This window comes from Mesorhizobium sp. WSM4810, from assembly GCF_055811235.1.
In genome coordinates this window covers 1-16,159 of sequence record NZ_JBVVQV010000040.1, presented here as the reverse complement: position 1 = coordinate 16,159, position 16,159 = coordinate 1, and the positions used below count along the sequence as shown (strand labels likewise).

Here is a 16,159-nt window from a genome sequence, read left to right as displayed (position 1 = left end):
TTGGGCAATTTCAGCCAGCGTCCCCGGCGTTTGCCGCGGGATGTTCAAGCTTTTGATCGTGGCTCGCATCGACTTCATTGCCGTTGGGCTGGCCGCAGGCGTGTAGCCACAGAAGAACTCATCTCGCTGTGTGTTCGCCACGCGTCGCGGTCGGAACTGATGCCCGAGGAAGTCGAACACGACATTTGGGTATTCCCTCTGCGCCTTTGGTCTTTGCAATAGACGATCTTGGTCTTTGTCGGATGCATTTGGAGCCCGCATGCTACCAGTCGAGCACCAAGCTCCGCCTTGAGGGCTTCTGCCTGCTGCTCATTCCGGCAATGCACAAGGCCATCGTCCGCATATCGACACCATGGCAGGTCAGGGTGTGTCCGCGTCATCCACAGATCAAATGCATAGTGCATGAAGAGATTCGACAAGATCGGGCTGACAACGCCCCCTTGCGGGGTACCTCGTGTGCGCTCGACTACTTCTCCGTTCTTCTCCATCGGCGCTGCCAGCCATCTTTCGATGTAGAGCAGAGCCCACTTGCATGCGACGTGTTTCCTGACCGCCTTCAGCAGGAGATCGTGCGGAAGATTGTCAAACAGCCCTTTGATGTCGAATTCCAGAACCCAGTCATACTTCCAGCACCGCTGCCGCGTCACTCCCACGGCATCCAGAGCCGATTTTCCCGGCCTGTAGCCGTAGGAGTCTGGAAGAAAGAGGGAATCCAAATCCGGCTCAATCATCTGCTTGACCACCATCTGCGCGATCCGATCGCTGACGGTGGGTACACCCAAAACCCTTTCGCCCCCAGTCTTCTTCGGAATGGAGACAGCGCGAACCGGCGGTGGGAAGTACGTCCCTGAGGACATCCGATTCCAGACCTTGTAGAGGTTTCCTGCAAGGTCCTTTTCGAACATCTCCAGGGTCTGCCCGTCCACCCCGGCTGCGCCATGGTTGGCTTTGACCGCTTTGTAAGCTTCGTACACTTGACGTCTCTCTATTCGAAACGGCTTGTCTGTCGTACTTTCCGAAGTCATCCTGTTTCCAGTTGTTCCAAACAATACGACGGCCTGATCCGCCCCCTTTGCTCTGACCCCATTACAGGGTCCTCGACGCTCATACGGGGCGGTCCGCCCCAGTCTCCTGCATCGGTACTCTCGCCTTGCGGTTTGCTCCGCTTGAGCTTCTCCCTTTGCATCAGGAGCCTGGTTCCTGCAGTTCCGCGTGAAAGCCTATGTCCAACTCACGCCCCCTCTACGCCGGTCGCCGCCCGCCCGGTCATCAGGCGTCTGGCGGACTTGTCCCAGGATGACGAAACGGTCCTGGTTTCGACGACACTTACGTTCATAACGACACGTCCTCGGAGGGTTCACTTTCTTTCGTCTTTTGGACATGCACCTGCTCGGGTCTCGCCCGAACGTTTCATCCGACGCTCACTACCACGGCTCTTTACCGCAGCAGCTCGGACTGGTTTGGGACCTGCCCCTGAAAGGCGATCCCGGAGGGCCGTCCTCCATCATTCACGCAGCTTCACGTTACGGGGTTAGCTCATACTGAACTCCTTCCGTGCCTCTGCAGCACACTCTCATCGATGAAGACCAGGCATTGCGGATCGAGGCCGGTCTGCCAGATCCCCATCGCTGACACCTGCGGGCTTATCGGCGCGTGCCTGCTCAAGGGCGAACAGCGTTTTTTTTAAGCTCAGGCCCTCGCGCCTCAAGAACATCCAGACCGTATTGTGCGAGACCTTGATCCCGCGCGCATCCAACTCGTCCTTTAGCCGATGCAGCGTCAGTTCAGAGGTCTGATTGATCCGCTCCACAATGAAAGCCCGATGGGGTTCCAGAACGCGCTTGCGGTGTCCCCCCATCTTGCCCGGCGCCACTGAGCCGGTGGCACGGTAACGATGCGACCACTTCACCACAGAGGAACCTGCAACGCCAAAGCGCAATGCCACCGCACGGTATTCTCGCCCGCGCCAACTGCCTCAACAACACGCTCACGAAGATCGTTTGAAAGGGCTCGCGTCATCAGATGCTGGCCTCCATCCAGCCAGCATCTTGAATCACAAACACTCTTCTTTGGGAATCTGGAGGCTTCTGTGAGGTCCGCATGCTCGACAGAGCGGGCGGACTGCTTGTCGGACCTCATTGCAAGCCGGATTGAACGAAGCCGCGGGCATCTGGCGCTATGGGGATTGTAGCCTGGAGGAGCGGTCGGGATCGTCTTCGCCATGCTGATTAAGAGCGTTCACGATGCGGCCATAGCGAAGGATTGCACGGTGGAAGGCGGACTGTGGTGTGCGAGCCGTCGGATAGGCTGCAGTGCCTTCTATCGCCGGGCTGGCTGCTTGCGGCTTTGTGTGGCGGGACAAGGATCGGGGTCCCGGCGCGCATGGCGACGGGTACCGTACCGGGTGATGTGGACGCACCCGGCGTGGTCATGAGGTGTCGCTCCAGAAGGGGCGCGGCGGCGCCTGGCCGCACCGCCAGATGGCGAGCGTGATCATTGGCTCTCCGCAGCTAGGGCAGCGATGCGCCATAGCAAGGCGCTCGGCGGCGACAGCGGCGCTTTCGGCATCCGGTTCGAGCTCGTTCTGCTGCGAACCGGCCAGCAGCCTGTGGCACAGGTCGAGCTTGGCGGCGCGATTACCGTTGGCGAGGAAGCCGTAGTGGCGGATGCGATGGAAACCGTCGGGCAGTGTGTGCAGGAGAAAGCGACGGATGAACTCGTGCGCGTCGAGCGTCATGATCTTCGTCTTGCCGCGATGGCGATAGTCCCGCACAGCGGAACGCGACCCGATCGTCGGCCGTGCTGATCAGTCGGGAATTGGCGATGGCGACGCGATGGGTGTAGCGGCCCAGATGGGCCAGCACCTGCTTCGGCCCGCCGAAGGGCGGCTTGGCGTAGACAACCCATTGACGGCGACGGCCTCGGCGAGCAAGCAGACAAAGGCATCAGGCTTTCCCAGGTAGGCGAGACCGCCGAAGAAGACCAGCCGACCCTCATAGGCTGCTCGGAGTTCCTCCAGAAAGAGACGGCGGAACAGGCGCGACAGCACGCGCACGGGCAGGAAGAACCCGGCCGGCAGGCGACCCAACGCCCTCCATCGAGGGAGATGCCGCCGCCCGGCACGATGCAATGGAGGTGGGGATGATAGGTGAGGTTCTGGCCCCAGCTGTGCAGCACCGCGATGAGACCGATCCCGGCGCCGAGATGTCTGGGATCTGCGGCGATCATGCGCAGCGTCTCGGCGGCTGCCTTGAACAGGACCGCGTACATCGCCGCCTTGTTCTGGAAGGCGATTGCGGCGATCTCGGCCGGCAGCGTGAACACCACGTGGAAGTAGGGAACCGGCAGAAGCTCGTCCTGCCGCGGGGCGAGCCATTCCCGGCAGGTCTTTCCTTGGCACTTGGGGCAATGCCGGTTGCGACAGGAATTGTAGGCCACGCGGATCGCCCCGCAGGACCGGCAGCCCTCGACATGGCCGCCCAGTTCGGCGGTCCGGCACAGTTCGATGGCGCTCATCGTGCGGCGCTCGACGCGTCCGAGATGACCGTCATGAGCCTGCCGATACGCCTCGCCATGGCGGCGGAAGATATCCGCCACCTCCAGTCTCGCCGACATGGGCGGAACCGATCAGCCTGACGGCACGACTTCGATGTTCAACCGGTCGAGCGGGCTTGTCGTACGCCGGATGAGGCCGTTCGAGACCTTGGTGTAGCGCGCCGTCGAGGACAGATTGTTGTGACCAAGCAGCACCTCGATGATGCGGATGTCGGTGCCGTTCTCCAGCAAATGCCTGGCGAAGCTGTGCCTGAGCGTGTGGACCGTCACGCGCTTGTCGATGCCGGCGGCCGCACGCGCCGAGCGGCAGGCCGAGTACAATACCTGAACGTCAATGGGTCGATTTGCATCCCGGCCCGGAATTAGCCAGCCCTGCGGCTTCGCCAGCCGCCAGTAGACCCGCAGGATGCGCAGAAGCTGCGCCGATAGCATCACCGTGCGGTCCTTGCCGCCCTTGCCGTGCTCGACCCGGATCACGCCGCGTCTGGGGCCACTGTACGAAAGCTCTTTGGCTATCGGCGCATTGAGGGATTGGCGGCAGCAGGGCGATCACGCGCCTCTCCGGTGCCGCTGTTCCTGAACTTCTTCCCGACCTCGTTCAGGTTCTCGAGCGCAGGTTCGTGCTGCCGCGAAGCGGAATGCGATGGCCCGCTTGTCATGACGGTTCCTGGCTTGGGCACCGTAATCGCGCTTTCGGTCGCATCGACCTACGACGATGCGTCCCGCTTTCACGGATCCTCCAGCCGCCGCCTATCTCGACCTCACGCCAGACGCTACGAATCCGGCGAGGTCAGTCGAAACCACCGCATCTCAAGCGAGGCGACTAGTCCCTTGGAAACCTAGCCTGCCGCCAATTTAGGACTGAGCAGCAAAACCTGCAGCGAAGCGGCGTGCATTCGCGATATAGTTCGCGGCGGATTTGGTCAGCTTTGCCTGTGCGGCCTTGTCAAGCTGCCGGACGACTTTCGCGGGCGCCCCTACCACCAAGGAATCGTTAGGAATTTCCTTTCCCTCAGTTATCAGAGCGTTGGCACCGATCAGGCAGTTGTTTCCTATCTTCGCGCCATTGAGGATCGTTGCACCCATCCCCACGAGAGTATTGTCACCGATCGAACATCCGTGAACGATGGCGCCATGACCAATCGTGCAGTCGGCCCCGATGGTGAGCGGAAAGCCAGGATCGGTATGCAGTACAGCATGCTCCTGAATATTGGTTCGCGGGCCGATCACAATCGACTCGTTATCCCCGCGAAGGACAGCGCCGAACCAAACGCTGGATTCCTCACCCAGATCGACGTTACCGATGATGACGGCGGTGTGGGCTAGCCAACAAAAGCCCATCGGCACGCGAGGCGTAACACCGTCAAGAGTGTAAAGGGCCACGAATTTTCCTCCTATCTCTGAAAGATTGCGGGACGTTCCGCAGATGTTTCCTCAGGAACGGTACCTCCCGAAGGCCGCGGTCTGCCGCAGCCACCGCGCAAGCTGCGGAAGCGCCACAAATGAGGAGCCCAAAGCAGCAGCAGAAGGATGTAGGGCAAATACCGTGGATCACTTCGCTGCGTAATGCATAGTGCTCCTACTCTTGAGGTAGAGAAAGGATCTTGCGCGCATCCGCCGGCGTCGCCGCTTCCTCGCCCAGAGACTCCACGATGGTCACGGCCCGTTCGACAAGCGGCGCGTTGCCTTTCGCAAGTTCCCCATGGGCCATGTAGAGATTATCTTCGAGGCCGACGCGGCAGTGCCCGCCCAGAATGACCGATTGCGCGACCATGGGCATTTCGGATCGCGAAATACCGAAGGCGGACCACACAGTTCCGGCAGGCAGCATCGAGCGCATCAGAAGCATGACTTCTGGCGCGGCCGGCGCCCCACCCGGTATTCCGAGGCAGAACTGAAAGAAGGGCGGTTTCGGCAGATGCCCCTCGGCCAAGAGCCGCAATGCAAGTTCAATCTGACCGAGATCGAATACCTCCAGTTCGGGTTTCGTACCGGCATCCTGGATGATCCGGGACATGGCCTTGAGGTGCGTCGGCGTGTTCACGATGGCGTTCGGCCCAAAGTTCATTGTCGCGACGTCGAGTGTGCAGATGTCCGGCCGCAGCTTCGTCACATGTATGGTGCGGGCTAAGGGTGACATGACCTCCCGTAACGGGGGAGCATTTTCTTCGACAGCCGGATCGTAACGGGCGCCCACGCCGGCCGTGAGGTTAATCAGCATGTCCACGCCGCTTCCGCGGATGCGCTCCACGACTTCGCGGTAGTGCTCGTATTCCATCGAAGGCGCGCCGCTCTCAGGATCGCGAACGTGGATGTGCACGGAGGCCGCCCCAGCACGCGCGGCTGCTACCGCCTCATCCGCAATCTGCTTTGGTGTAACCGGAACATATTTGCTATTCTTGCCGTATTCCGAGCTCCCCGTAACGGCGCAAGTAATGATTACCTTTCTTTTCATTGTTCCTCTTCTCACTTCATTGGATTTGCAGAGCGTCGCGGAAGACTCCGACGCTGCCGTGATGTTGGCCCATTAGAACCTGTTTTTAACGACCAGAAGCATTGATCACATGCCTGCGGGAGAAGACCTGCGGGGTAATAAGCGGGTCCGCCCCGACATCCATATCGGGCCAAACGCGTGCCCGGCTTTTCTTGAATACGCCTGGCGAATAATAGGCCAGACCGGGGGTGGCTACATACAGCGGTTTGGCAAGTCCTTCAAAATTGATATTGAAAGCGTATTGCGATTTCATGACAATGAAGTCTTGGTCCTTGATCCTGACTCCGTGCGATTCGAATATATTCGGATCGCTGATGAAGCCGGGGCCGGACGTGACGATGACTTGGAATCGACCCTCGATCTCCAAGAGCGCAGTGAGCCCCATTCCCGCGGATTCGCCCGCGAGGTTGGGACCGATTAGCCGGACATCGTCGTGGTTCACGACTTTTACTAAACCCTCGACCTCGAAAGGATTAAAATCCGGAGTAAGTTTCCCGCCTAGACGCATCTTGAGGGCTGCCCCGACTCCGGCTTGGTGCGCCGCCGCGACTGTTTCCGGGTCGTTGACCGTCATCGCTCCCTTCAACGGGCGGGGATGCTTCAAGGCGGCCTGAAGGACCGAAGTACTGTCGCCGGGTGCACCGGCGAGGGTCCGGTCACCGAGATCGGCAAGTGCCCTGGGCAGGGTATCGCGACGCCTGGCGATTTCATCAAGTGCCTCGTCGATGGTCAGGAGTTCGTCCTTGAACTCTTCGCGGCGCGACCAGAATTCTCGTGCATAGTCCAGCACGATATCCCCCGCTTGCGCATACGGACCGTTGCTCAGCAGGATCGCGGCCTGGCCCATATCTGTGAAATCTCCGAAGCGGTAGGCGTTGTACAGACTGATGTCGACCACTGCCGGGGTCGAACGCTCCAGCGCGCGAGCCCGTTCATGCATATCCTTGAGGGGACCTAGGTGCGTTTCAAGCTTCCCCGGCGCGATCATGCGCGCCTTCGCTAGGGTGTAGACGGGATCCAGCCGACCTGCCAGGACCTCCATCACCAGTTCGACGACACGCCTTCCGGTCTCGTGGAAGTCGTCGTGCGGGTTTCTCTTGCAAGCAATACAGATGTCCGCGGCAGTCAGCATTGCTGGTGTGACGTTAGCGTGGAGGTCAAGTCCGATACCGATTACGACGTCGTCTCCTACAATGGCACGCAGACGGGTGAGGAAATCACCTTCTGCGTCCTCTAGCGCGGTTGTTCCCATGGCTCCGTGGCAGTCGATGATGAGGGCGTCAGGCTTTAAGCGGGCAACCTCTTTCTCCCAGAAACGCCGTTCCTGGAGATAGAAGTGATGGCCGATAAGACCGCCGGGCACCATCATCGCGTCAGAAACAGGAAGTATCTCGACGTCGTCCCGCTCACTCAGCGCGTCGATGATACCTCCGAGCGTCGACCCATTTCCCCGGGCGTCGTCGATGAGTCTTGTACCGCGCACGACGGCGACACTTTCCGCATTCGTCGGTCGCGCGTAGCAGTGGGACTCATGGAACAGTCGGCCCACTACAATTCGCTTCGTCATAATGTCTCTCCGTTGCAGCCTATCCAGACCGAGATCTTATGTGATTGGCTGGGCGGAGAGAGTGGCTTTGACTTATGAGCGGCAAGAATGAATTATGGCGTCGCTACTGCGGGTAATCGTATCCTAAGGCGGATTGCGGCGCGGCTCCTGGAGATGCCGCTCATCCCTATGACCTTGACCAGGTCGTCAACCGAGCGTGTCGAGATGACTTGCACATAGGCTTCCTGACGGTGGTTAGTGCCTTCTCGGCCATGCGGCGCGGTTTGAGGAAGCCGGCGAAGTAAGCCCTTCCTGAGCTTCGGATACGCAGCTCGAGCGTGGCGACCCGCGTCTCCCAGTAGCCGTCGATCATAGCGGCAATCGCTATCGGGCTCGGGACGAGCCCACCAAATGCGCGATTTGCGGTAATGCTGCTAAACCGTGGCCACAGCGAGCAGTTTCCGAACCCCGACACGGTTCATCAACACCCAAAAGCTTGGCGAGCCATGTCCTGTTCGACGGGGAACATGCGAGGTCTTTCTCGGCGAAGAAAAGCGTCACGAGATTCGGAGTGCCGTGCAGGACATTGCAGTTTGGTCAACACCGCCATCAAAGATCGATTCTGGAGGAGGCCGGCGGCCACTACCGCCGACAGGTGCCTAACCGCGGGATCCAATGATGACACGCTTAACAAGCGGAGAACGGCGGCGGCACGCAGTCTTGTCCGGTCTAGATCCGCGGAGGATCGCGCATTGAGGTATGGCCAGATGCTTGCATCTGGGTTGGGCCCGACCGCTTCCATGTGCAAAATATAGTTTCGTCGACGAAAGGCTGAATCGCTGAATCTGATCGAGACGGCACCGGCTGTTTGGTTCCACGGAAGAGCGTATGCGAACCTGCGCGCTTAGAAGAATACCTGTTGCGTCGGTTCATAACAATTGAGCCCGGATCATAACGAATCTAACTTAACCGACTTAACCGATAAGCGTCTCTTGCCTCAATCTAGGCTCGAGTCATATAAAAAGGGGAATTATCTCATGACAAACAGACGTCATCTTCTGAAAGGCGCCGCGGGCTTCGCCCTCATGTCATCAACATCTGGTCTCTGGCCCTCATGGGCGACGGCCGCCTCCACTAGCGATCTCGTTGCGGCAGCCAAGGCAGCGGGACAGATGAGTGTGGTCGCCACTGCCGGCACTGGGGTCTATTTCGACACGCTCAGGGAGTTGTTCTTCGATCCCTTCACCAAGGAGACCGGAATCGAGACTGTCCTTGTCCGCAACGGCGGTATTTCTGAGGTTGCAGCAAAGGTGCGCGCTATGAGCGAAGCAAAGACTATGGAATGGGACGTCATCGCGACAACCTCCGACAGCGTGCACTCGCCGGCGTTCTCGAACTATGTCGAAGATCTAGGCGACTGCTCGAAACTGCCCAATGTGTTGTCCGACGGGATCGACGGGTCGTGCTTAGGAAGGGCGGTTCTCTGGGCCGCGACGGGCAACGGCATAGCCTACGACGAAGAAGCTTTTCCGAATGGTGGGATAAAGGATTGGGCCGAATTCTGGGATGTCAAAAAGTTCCCCGGGCCCCGGGCCCTGCCGAATTTCGGCAGCTCTTGGTTGGTGCTGAGCGCCGCATTGATCGCGGACGGCGTCGCGCCAAAGGACGTCTATCCGCTCGACGTCGACCGCGCGTTCAAGAAGCTCGACGAACTCAGGCCGCACATCGCTGTTTGGTGGACCAGCGGCGACCAAGCACAACAACTGTTGCGGACAAAGGAAGTGGTTGCAACAATGGTGTGGAATGGACGTGTCGCGAGCCTTCGCAAAGAAGGCTTCCCGATCTCCTTTGTGTGGAACGGCGCCATGCTCGACGCAGATGCACTCGGCATCACTAAGGGTGCGCCGCATAAGATTGCCGCGATGGCATTGCTGAACTACTTCTATTCGAGTCCGAAGGCAGCCGCGGAATTCGCCAAGCGGTTGAACTACTCGGTGCCTATTAAGCATACCGGCGATTTCCTGGACGCCGAGGTGGCGTCGAACCTGCCAACTGCGCCGCAGAACTGGTCCAAAATGGTGAAGCCGGATGCGGCTTGGGTGGCAGAAAACAGGCAAAAAGTTATTGAACGCTGGACGGCTTGGATTAGCGGCTAGACGGCGATGGTAGCACGAGCTGCTGGCATGATCCAGATCGGAGGAGGAAACCCTGATAGTACCACCCTCGATTGGCAGCCCAATCCAATGAGGCCTGGCGGGCCTATGATTCCGACGCGGTGGGATGTTTCGCCATACAACCGCTGGACTTTTCAGCGTGTTCGTGAGTGGATGCCGACCGCCACGATCTGGCGCGGACCAGGACCCGTTCTGCCGCTTCCGCAGCGTCTCGTGGACGTTGATGGCATCGAGTTCGAGGCTAACGGTCGGCGTTCCACCATCGGCGAGTTTCTGGACCGCAGCTACACCGATGGATTCCTGGTTCTGCACCGGGGCGAGGTCGTAGCCGAAAAGTACATGAACGGCCTGCAGCCGCATACTCCGCACCTGGCAATGTCGGTATCGAAGTCCTTCACGGGGACCTTGGTCGGCATTCTCGTCCACAAGGGGCTCATCAATCCGGATAATCTGGTGACACAGTATCTGCCGGAGCTTGAGGAGACTGCCTATCGCGGCGCTAAGGTGCAGCATGTGCTGGATATGACGGCGGGTGTGAGGATCCAGGGACCCTACAACGAACCTAACACCCACGCGCACATGTTCCAGCTGGCTTCGGGATGGTGGTCGCTGGAAGCTGCTCAATACCCCCACTGTCCGAAGAACACGTGGGAGGCCATCCTGAGGCTGACGGAGCAGGAGGCTCCGCATGGCGCACGATTCGACTACCGCTCGCCCGAGAACAACGTGCTAGGCTTTGTCATGCAGCGGGTAACCGGAAAGACAATCCCGGAACTCTTCAGCAGCGAATTGTGGGCGCCGATGGGGGCGGAGGAAGACGCTTATATCACCGTAGACCGACGCGGTTTTGCCTGCACGGATGGTGGCTTGAATGCTACCCTTCGTGACTATGCCCGGTTTGCGCTGTTGCACCTGCGCGGCGGGATAATAAACGGAAGACAGATCATTCCAGGTGAATGGATCCAGGAGACGCGAACGGCCAGCGACCATCTATTCCAGGTTTTCCAGGGCAGCACAGACGACCTTCCGCAAGGCGCCTATCACAACACATTCTGGATTGAGGATGCGGAGCGGCGCGCCATATGGTGCCTCGGACATGGTGGCCAGCACCTCTACATCGACCCCGAGGGCGATTTTGCAGCGGTGAAAGTATCTTATTGGCCGGATGCATGGAAACTGAAAGAGATGACCCCCGGAGTGGAATCGGCTCGTGAGATCGATTTGCAAGCGTCTGCTATGAGCCTGGAGGCGATGGCGGCGATACATGCAATTAGGGATGCATTGGTGGGCCCGTGGACAAAGGATAGCCAGAGCTTGACGGCGGCGATGGCAACGAAGCCGAGATAGGACTGGGTGGTCCTGTCGTAGCGCGTTGTGACGCGCCGCCATTTCTCGAGCTTGTTGAAACATACAAAACATTCGGGCAGTTCCGGCGGCCTCGCGTTGAGGTTAAGGTTATCCCGCGATAGCCGCAATAACAGGATTTGCGTACGAGGCCTCGTCCATTGATCGCGACAAGCTGAACGTCGAGGGGTCGGTTCATAACGATCAATGACCGGGCATAACAACTCGGGTATTGCCCACGGGCTTTGCTAGGCTAACGTTCGGCACACAAAATCCACGTCGATAGGGAGGTTTCGATGATCAGTAGACGCAGCCTATTAAGGATGAGCGCGGCCGCCGCAACGAGTTCGCTCGTGCCGCGATTCGCATACTCACAGTCCCCTGCCTCACTTGTGGAGGCCGCCAAGGCCGCCGATCAAGATCATGTGGTAATTGCCTCGGGATCCGGCACCTTCGGAAAGGTGATGGACGAGCTGTTCTTCCAGCCTTTTTCGAAGGAAACCGGGATAAGAGTTGTTGCGGTCGATGGCTCAGGCTCCGACGCTGACGCTCGCTTCAAAGCAATGATCCGGTTGAACAAGATGGAGTGGGACATTCTTTACCTTGATCGCGAACTGGCGTTGTCACCCGACTTTAAGCCGCATTTTGAAGACCTTGGTGAGAACTGCCAAGATTTGCCGAACGTCGGCGCTGATGGGGTCGAAGGGTCTTGTGTGGGGGGAGTCGCTGTAGCGTGGGACCAGGGCGGCACCGCCCTGACATACGATGAGCGGGCATTCCCCAAAGGCGGGCCATCGAACTGGGCGGAGTTTTGGGACGTCAAGGCATTTCCCGGACCGCGTGCGCTCCCCAACTACGGCGCACCCTGGTATGTTCTCACCTTTGCGTTGCTAGCAGATGGTGTACCACGTGATAAGCTCTTTCCATTGGACCTTGATCGCGCGTTCAAGAAGCTTAACGAAATCAAACCACACGTAGCTGTCTGGTGGACCAGCGGGGACCAGAGCCAGCAAATGTTCCGAAATGAGGAAGTAGTTGCCTCTGCGATGTGGAACGGACGCGCTTCTCGCTTGCAAGAAGAAGGCGTACCAATTCGCTTCACCTGGGATGGAGGCATCTACGGATCACAGATCTACAGCGTAACAAAGGGGGGGCCAAATCCATTGGCCGCCAAGGCGCTGCTTAATTTCATGTACACGCGCCCGGAAGCCCACGCAGCATTCATAAAGAAGATGTTCTATGCGGTGCCTAACAAGAACGCTGCGGCGCTTCTCGATCCTGAGTTCGCCTCAACACTGGTTACCGCAGCGGACAACCGAGCGAAGATGGTCAGCATGGATCCCGATTGGCTCATCGGCAACCGTGAAAAGGTGCTTGAGCGCTGGGCGAATTGGATTAGCGGGTAATATCGACACCGCCTGCTGACAGGGGGTTGTCTCTCAGTCGCAGCAGCTTTCCTACCGGATATGGTTTTCGAACGGACAGGTCATAGGTGGCCAGTTCGAGACCCCCTTCGGCCTGCCGTGATTTACCTTGTGCCCTTCGCCACCGGCGGAGCACATCAGGATCATTGAAATGAAACTCAGTGAATACGTACAATACGATGCAACCGGTCTGGCGTCTCTCGTGAATGCCGGCGAAGTAACTCCTGTAGAACTGACGCGCTTAGCCCGCCAGGCCAACGACGAGGTCAATCCGAGCATCAACGCTGTCATCGAGTTCTACGACGATGCCGAGTCCGTTGCCGGCGCGAACTCCGTAGTTTTCAACGGCGTGCCATTTCTTCGCAAGGACATAGGAGCTACTGAAGCTGGTCGTCTCCAGGAAAAAGGAAGCCGTCTGTTCAAAGGCCATCGTCCGAATACGGACAGCTTCTTTTTCTGCCGCGCCCAGGCCGCCGGACTCCGGACACTTGGAAGAACAACAACACCGGAGTTCGGATTATCCGGAGCGACGGAAACCATTCTCCATGGCATCACCCGCAATCCATGGAATCTGGAACGCACCGCGGGGGGCTCGTCCGGAGGAGCCGCTGCGGCGGTGTCCGCCGGCATCGTTCCGATTGCACATGCCGGCGACGGTGGCGGATCGACTCGGGGGCCTGCGGCTTGGTGCGGTCTCGTGGGGCTTAACCCGTCCCGTGGGCGCATTTCCGGCGGCCCGAACCAGCAGGATGATGGATTCGGCCTTTCTCGATCATTTGTACTCTGCCGGACCGTGCGCGATATGGCCGCCGCGCTGGACGTGTTTTCCGGTTCTCATCCAGGCGATCCGTTTGTCATTGTCCAGCCAAATCGTCCCTATGTAGAGGAGCTTTCCCAGCCCACCGGCACTCTGCGGGTCGGGGTCGCGAGGACCACGTGGGGGGAGCTCGATCTTGAGCCGGAAGTCCTGCAAGCGGTCGACTCGACCGCCTCACTTCTGGAGGAAATGGGTCACCAAGTGACGGAGATCGGGCCGCCGTTTGATTTCGAAAAGTTCATTAGGACAATTCTCCTCTCTTCAGATCTCGGCGCGAGTTCGCTCGAAGTGTGGGCGCGGGCCATGGGCCGCACTATCAGCGCGGATACTTTGGAGCCGGTCACTCTCAAATTTTATGAACGGGGCCGGAATCAGCCTCTATCGATTTGGAATGAGGTAGATGAAGGCTTCCGGCGAATGCGGTTCCAGGTGGCTGAGGCAATCCGTGCCTTCGACCTGCTGCTGACCCCCACGCAGCCGATCGTGGCCCATCAGCATGGCAGCATTTACAGTCTTATGCACCCGACGATCTCCGCAGAAGAGTGGACGCAAAAAGGCTATAAGGGATGTCACCTGCCCATATTCAATATCACCGGACAACCTGCCGTATCCTTGCCGTTGGCACAAAGTGCCGACGGGCTGCCAATCGGCCTTCAGATCGTCGGCCGCTTTGGCGACGAGGCCACGCTGGTCCGTGTCGCACGAGATCTGGAAGAGGCTAGACCGTGGAGGGATCGGCGGCCCATGGTTCGAGCGGGAAACAGCTGATTACGGAGATTTAAGCAACGCAGTCTTCGCGCCACGCTTGCAGCCTTTTTTGCGACCTCAGCGGAACAAAAAATGCAAGACAGTTCGGCAGTTCCGCGGGCCTCGCGTCGACGCTAACCAGAACTCTCGGATTGCGGGACAAACAAGGCTCGGCCCGCTCCGCACGGTAATTAGGCGCCGACCAACACTCTCCGGTCATAACCGATAGGGTCAGGTCATAACAGCGCGGGCTTGCGCTCGACTTCTCTGTGTCTAACTTAACGCATAAGCGGCAGAGACCGTTCGGATAGGCTCGGCGTGAACCTTAGTGGACGTCGGCCCGTTGCGAGTTTAAGCAACAAACCAGAGTGGGAAACGCAATGAAGGGTGAAAGTGTCACCGTCCGCAAAATCGCGAAACGCTATGGATCGGTCACTGCGGTCGAGGATGTGTCCGTCGATGTGAAGGCGGGAGAGTTTCTCTCGCTCCTAGGGCCCTCGGGGTCCGGCAAAACGACCCTCTTGATGATGATCGCGGGTTTTGAGCTGCCGACTGCGGGTCTCATAAAGATTGGACCGAGGGACCTGACATTCGTCGCTCCAAACAAGCGCAATGTGGGCATGGTCTTCCAGAAATATGCCCTGTTCCCCCACATGTCGGTGTACGACAACGTCGCTTTTCCCCTGCGCATGCGGAGGATCGACAAGGCCGAGATCACCCGACGGGTCAGCGAAGCGCTCGCCATGGTCCATCTCGACGCCTACGGCAGCAGGGCGCCCACTCAATTGTCTGGCGGCCAGCAGCAGCGAGTTGCCCTCGCGCGGGCGCTTGTTTTTGAGCCCCCCGTGCTTCTGATGGACGAGCCCCTCGGCGCGCTCGACAAGAAACTCCGCGAGCAGTTGCAGATTGAGATCAAGTCCCTCCAGCAGCGTCTCGGGGTTACCGTGATCTATGTGACCCACGATCAGGAGGAAGCACTGACCATGTCGGACCGCATTGCGGTCATGAACGAGGGCCAGGTCGCGCAGATCGGCAGCCCCGCAAGCCTTTATAGCGAGCCCGCCTCTCCATTCGTCGCAGATTTCATCGGCAAGATGAACTTCCTGCCGGTCGAATATCTGGGAGCCAAGAAGGCCGTCCACCAAATCAGGGTCACCGACACCTCGACGCTGAGCGTGACGCGCTCGCTCAACGGCCACGCCCTGGACCTTTCTCCCGGACTGTCGCTGCAGGCTGCCATCCGGCCGGAGAACATCTCTCTCGCCGCGCGTGGATCCGGCGTCCCAGATGCTGTTCCCGGCACAGTGGACACCTCGATCTATCTCGGCACCCACCAGATTCTTCTGGTTAACATCGATGGACGCAGCGGCCCTCCACTGCATATCCAGGCATCGGCAAGCCGAGAGCTGTCGGCATTCGCGCGCGGTGATGAGGTCGACATCCTGTTCCAGGCCGATTCCATTCACCTGTTTTCAGGCAAGGGCGACGGTCAATGAGCAGTGTCGACGAGTCTCCCGTTAGTTCCGCCCCCGCGCCACGTTTTGGGCGTCTCTTCTCGGTTACTGGAACCGGCGGCAGATATCCCCCGCTCTTAACGGCTGTGCTGCTGCTGCCCCTTTGTCTGCTTTTATTCTTTAGCTTCCTTTACCCGGTTGGCCGCATGCTGGTCGGCAGCCTGTTCGACCCAGGCTTCACCCTCGACAATTATATCCGCATGTTCATCGAACCGCTTTATCTGAAGGTTCTGCTGCGTACGCTCTGGATCGCATTTGCGACGACGGTCGGTGCCTTCGTCCTTGGATATCCGGTGGCTTTCGCCATGGCGCGGGCGGGCGGCAAGCTCACCCTCTGGATTGCGGCTTGCGTTCTGATCCCATTATGGACCTCGGTTCTTGTGCGCTCCTATGCCTGGATCATTCTGTTGCAGCGAAGGGGCGTCCTCAACGACATCCTCATTGGAAACGGCATCATCGAACAACCACTCAGGATGATCTATACCGAAAGCGCGGTGATCGTCGCCATGATACATGTGATGCTGCCGTTCATGGTCCTGCCAAT

General features: G+C 59.0%; 10 protein-coding genes and 5 pseudogenes. 6 read left to right on the top strand and 9 right to left on the bottom strand.

The window, feature by feature from the left end; all coding sequences use genetic code 11:
* Window positions 1-74: 74 nt before the first annotated feature.
* The 8 genes and pseudogenes from ltrA to AC0L3O_RS32530 all read right to left on the bottom strand — a co-directional run.
* Window positions 75-974, bottom strand: coding sequence for a group II intron reverse transcriptase/maturase (gene ltrA / locus AC0L3O_RS32565; protein WP_473617707.1), 900 nt, complete (start codon window positions 972-974; stop codon window positions 75-77).
* Window positions 975-1,569: 595 nt separating this feature from the next.
* Window positions 1,570-2,019, bottom strand: a pseudogene (locus AC0L3O_RS32560) (helix-turn-helix domain-containing protein); the annotation flags it as partial.
* A gap of 409 nt (window positions 2,020-2,428) precedes the next feature.
* Window positions 2,429-3,615: pseudogene (locus AC0L3O_RS32555) on the bottom strand (IS91 family transposase).
* Between the two features lie 12 nt (window positions 3,616-3,627).
* Window positions 3,628-4,038, bottom strand: a pseudogene (locus AC0L3O_RS32550) (tyrosine-type recombinase/integrase); the annotation flags it as partial.
* A gap of 372 nt (window positions 4,039-4,410) precedes the next feature.
* Window positions 4,411-4,938, bottom strand: coding sequence for a gamma carbonic anhydrase family protein (locus AC0L3O_RS32545; protein ID WP_473617706.1), 528 nt, complete (start codon window positions 4,936-4,938; stop codon window positions 4,411-4,413).
* A gap of 196 nt (window positions 4,939-5,134) precedes the next feature.
* Window positions 5,135-6,010 (bottom strand): beta-keto acid cleavage family enzyme, encoded by an 876-nt coding sequence (locus AC0L3O_RS32540; protein ID WP_473617705.1) that lies wholly within the window; start codon window positions 6,008-6,010, stop codon window positions 5,135-5,137.
* A gap of 85 nt (window positions 6,011-6,095) precedes the next feature.
* On the bottom strand, window positions 6,096-7,616 hold the full coding sequence (locus AC0L3O_RS32535; RefSeq protein ID WP_473617703.1) for a M81 family metallopeptidase: 1,521 nt from the start codon (window positions 7,614-7,616) through the stop codon (window positions 6,096-6,098).
* Window positions 7,617-7,750: 134 nt separating this feature from the next.
* Window positions 7,751-7,962: pseudogene (locus AC0L3O_RS32530) on the bottom strand (transposase); the annotation flags it as partial.
* A 670-nt stretch (window positions 7,963-8,632) separates the two neighbouring features.
* On the opposite strand from AC0L3O_RS32530, the gene AC0L3O_RS32525 reads away from it, so the two are divergent.
* Entirely contained in the window at window positions 8,633-9,751 is a 1,119-nt protein-coding gene (locus tag AC0L3O_RS32525; RefSeq protein ID WP_473617702.1) for an ABC transporter substrate-binding protein, read from the top strand.
* Window positions 9,752-9,778: 27 nt separating this feature from the next.
* Entirely contained in the window at window positions 9,779-11,116 is a 1,338-nt protein-coding gene (locus tag AC0L3O_RS32520; RefSeq protein WP_473617701.1) for a serine hydrolase domain-containing protein, read from the top strand.
* Here the strand turns inward: AC0L3O_RS32520 and AC0L3O_RS32515 are convergent.
* A pseudogene (locus tag AC0L3O_RS32515) lies at window positions 11,074-11,178 on the bottom strand (IS5/IS1182 family transposase); the annotation flags it as partial. The gene AC0L3O_RS32520 and the pseudogene AC0L3O_RS32515 sit on opposite strands and share 43 nt — an antisense overlap.
* Before the next feature lie 231 nt (window positions 11,179-11,409).
* Between AC0L3O_RS32515 and AC0L3O_RS32510 the strand changes: the two are divergent.
* The 4 genes from AC0L3O_RS32510 to AC0L3O_RS32495 form a co-directional block, all read left to right on the top strand.
* A complete protein-coding gene (locus tag AC0L3O_RS32510; protein ID WP_473617699.1) occupies window positions 11,410-12,519 on the top strand; it encodes an ABC transporter substrate-binding protein in 1,110 nt (369 codons plus the stop codon).
* A gap of 169 nt (window positions 12,520-12,688) precedes the next feature.
* On the top strand, window positions 12,689-14,122 hold the full coding sequence (locus AC0L3O_RS32505; RefSeq protein ID WP_473617698.1) for an amidase: 1,434 nt from the start codon (window positions 12,689-12,691) through the stop codon (window positions 14,120-14,122).
* A gap of 359 nt (window positions 14,123-14,481) precedes the next feature.
* Window positions 14,482-15,597 carry an ABC transporter ATP-binding protein gene (locus AC0L3O_RS32500; protein WP_473617696.1) on the top strand — a complete coding sequence of 372 codons (1,116 nt, stop codon included), beginning with the start codon at window positions 14,482-14,484 and terminating at the stop codon, window positions 15,595-15,597.
* A partial coding sequence (locus AC0L3O_RS32495) for an ABC transporter permease (protein WP_473617695.1) occupies window positions 15,594-16,159 on the top strand: 566 nt, incomplete at its 3' end. The genes AC0L3O_RS32500 and AC0L3O_RS32495, both read left to right, overlap by 4 nt.

What these genes read in the sequence shown, in the direction of transcription:
- AC0L3O_RS32535 (WP_473617703.1), bottom strand. Translation starts at nt 7,616, where the DNA reads ATGACGAAGCGAATTGTAGTGGGCCGACTGTTCCATGAGTCCCACTGC.
- AC0L3O_RS32540 (WP_473617705.1), bottom strand. Translation starts at nt 6,010, where the DNA reads ATGAAAAGAAAGGTAATCATTACTTGCGCCGTTACGGGGAGCTCGGAA.
- AC0L3O_RS32525 (WP_473617702.1), top strand. Translation starts at nt 8,633, where the DNA reads ATGACAAACAGACGTCATCTTCTGAAAGGCGCCGCGGGCTTCGCCCTC.
- AC0L3O_RS32510 (WP_473617699.1), top strand. Translation starts at nt 11,410, where the DNA reads ATGATCAGTAGACGCAGCCTATTAAGGATGAGCGCGGCCGCCGCAACG.
- AC0L3O_RS32500 (WP_473617696.1), top strand. Translation starts at nt 14,482, where the DNA reads ATGAAGGGTGAAAGTGTCACCGTCCGCAAAATCGCGAAACGCTATGGA.
- AC0L3O_RS32505 (WP_473617698.1), top strand. Translation starts at nt 12,689, where the DNA reads ATGAAACTCAGTGAATACGTACAATACGATGCAACCGGTCTGGCGTCT.
- AC0L3O_RS32520 (WP_473617701.1), top strand. Translation starts at nt 9,779, where the DNA reads ATGATCCAGATCGGAGGAGGAAACCCTGATAGTACCACCCTCGATTGG.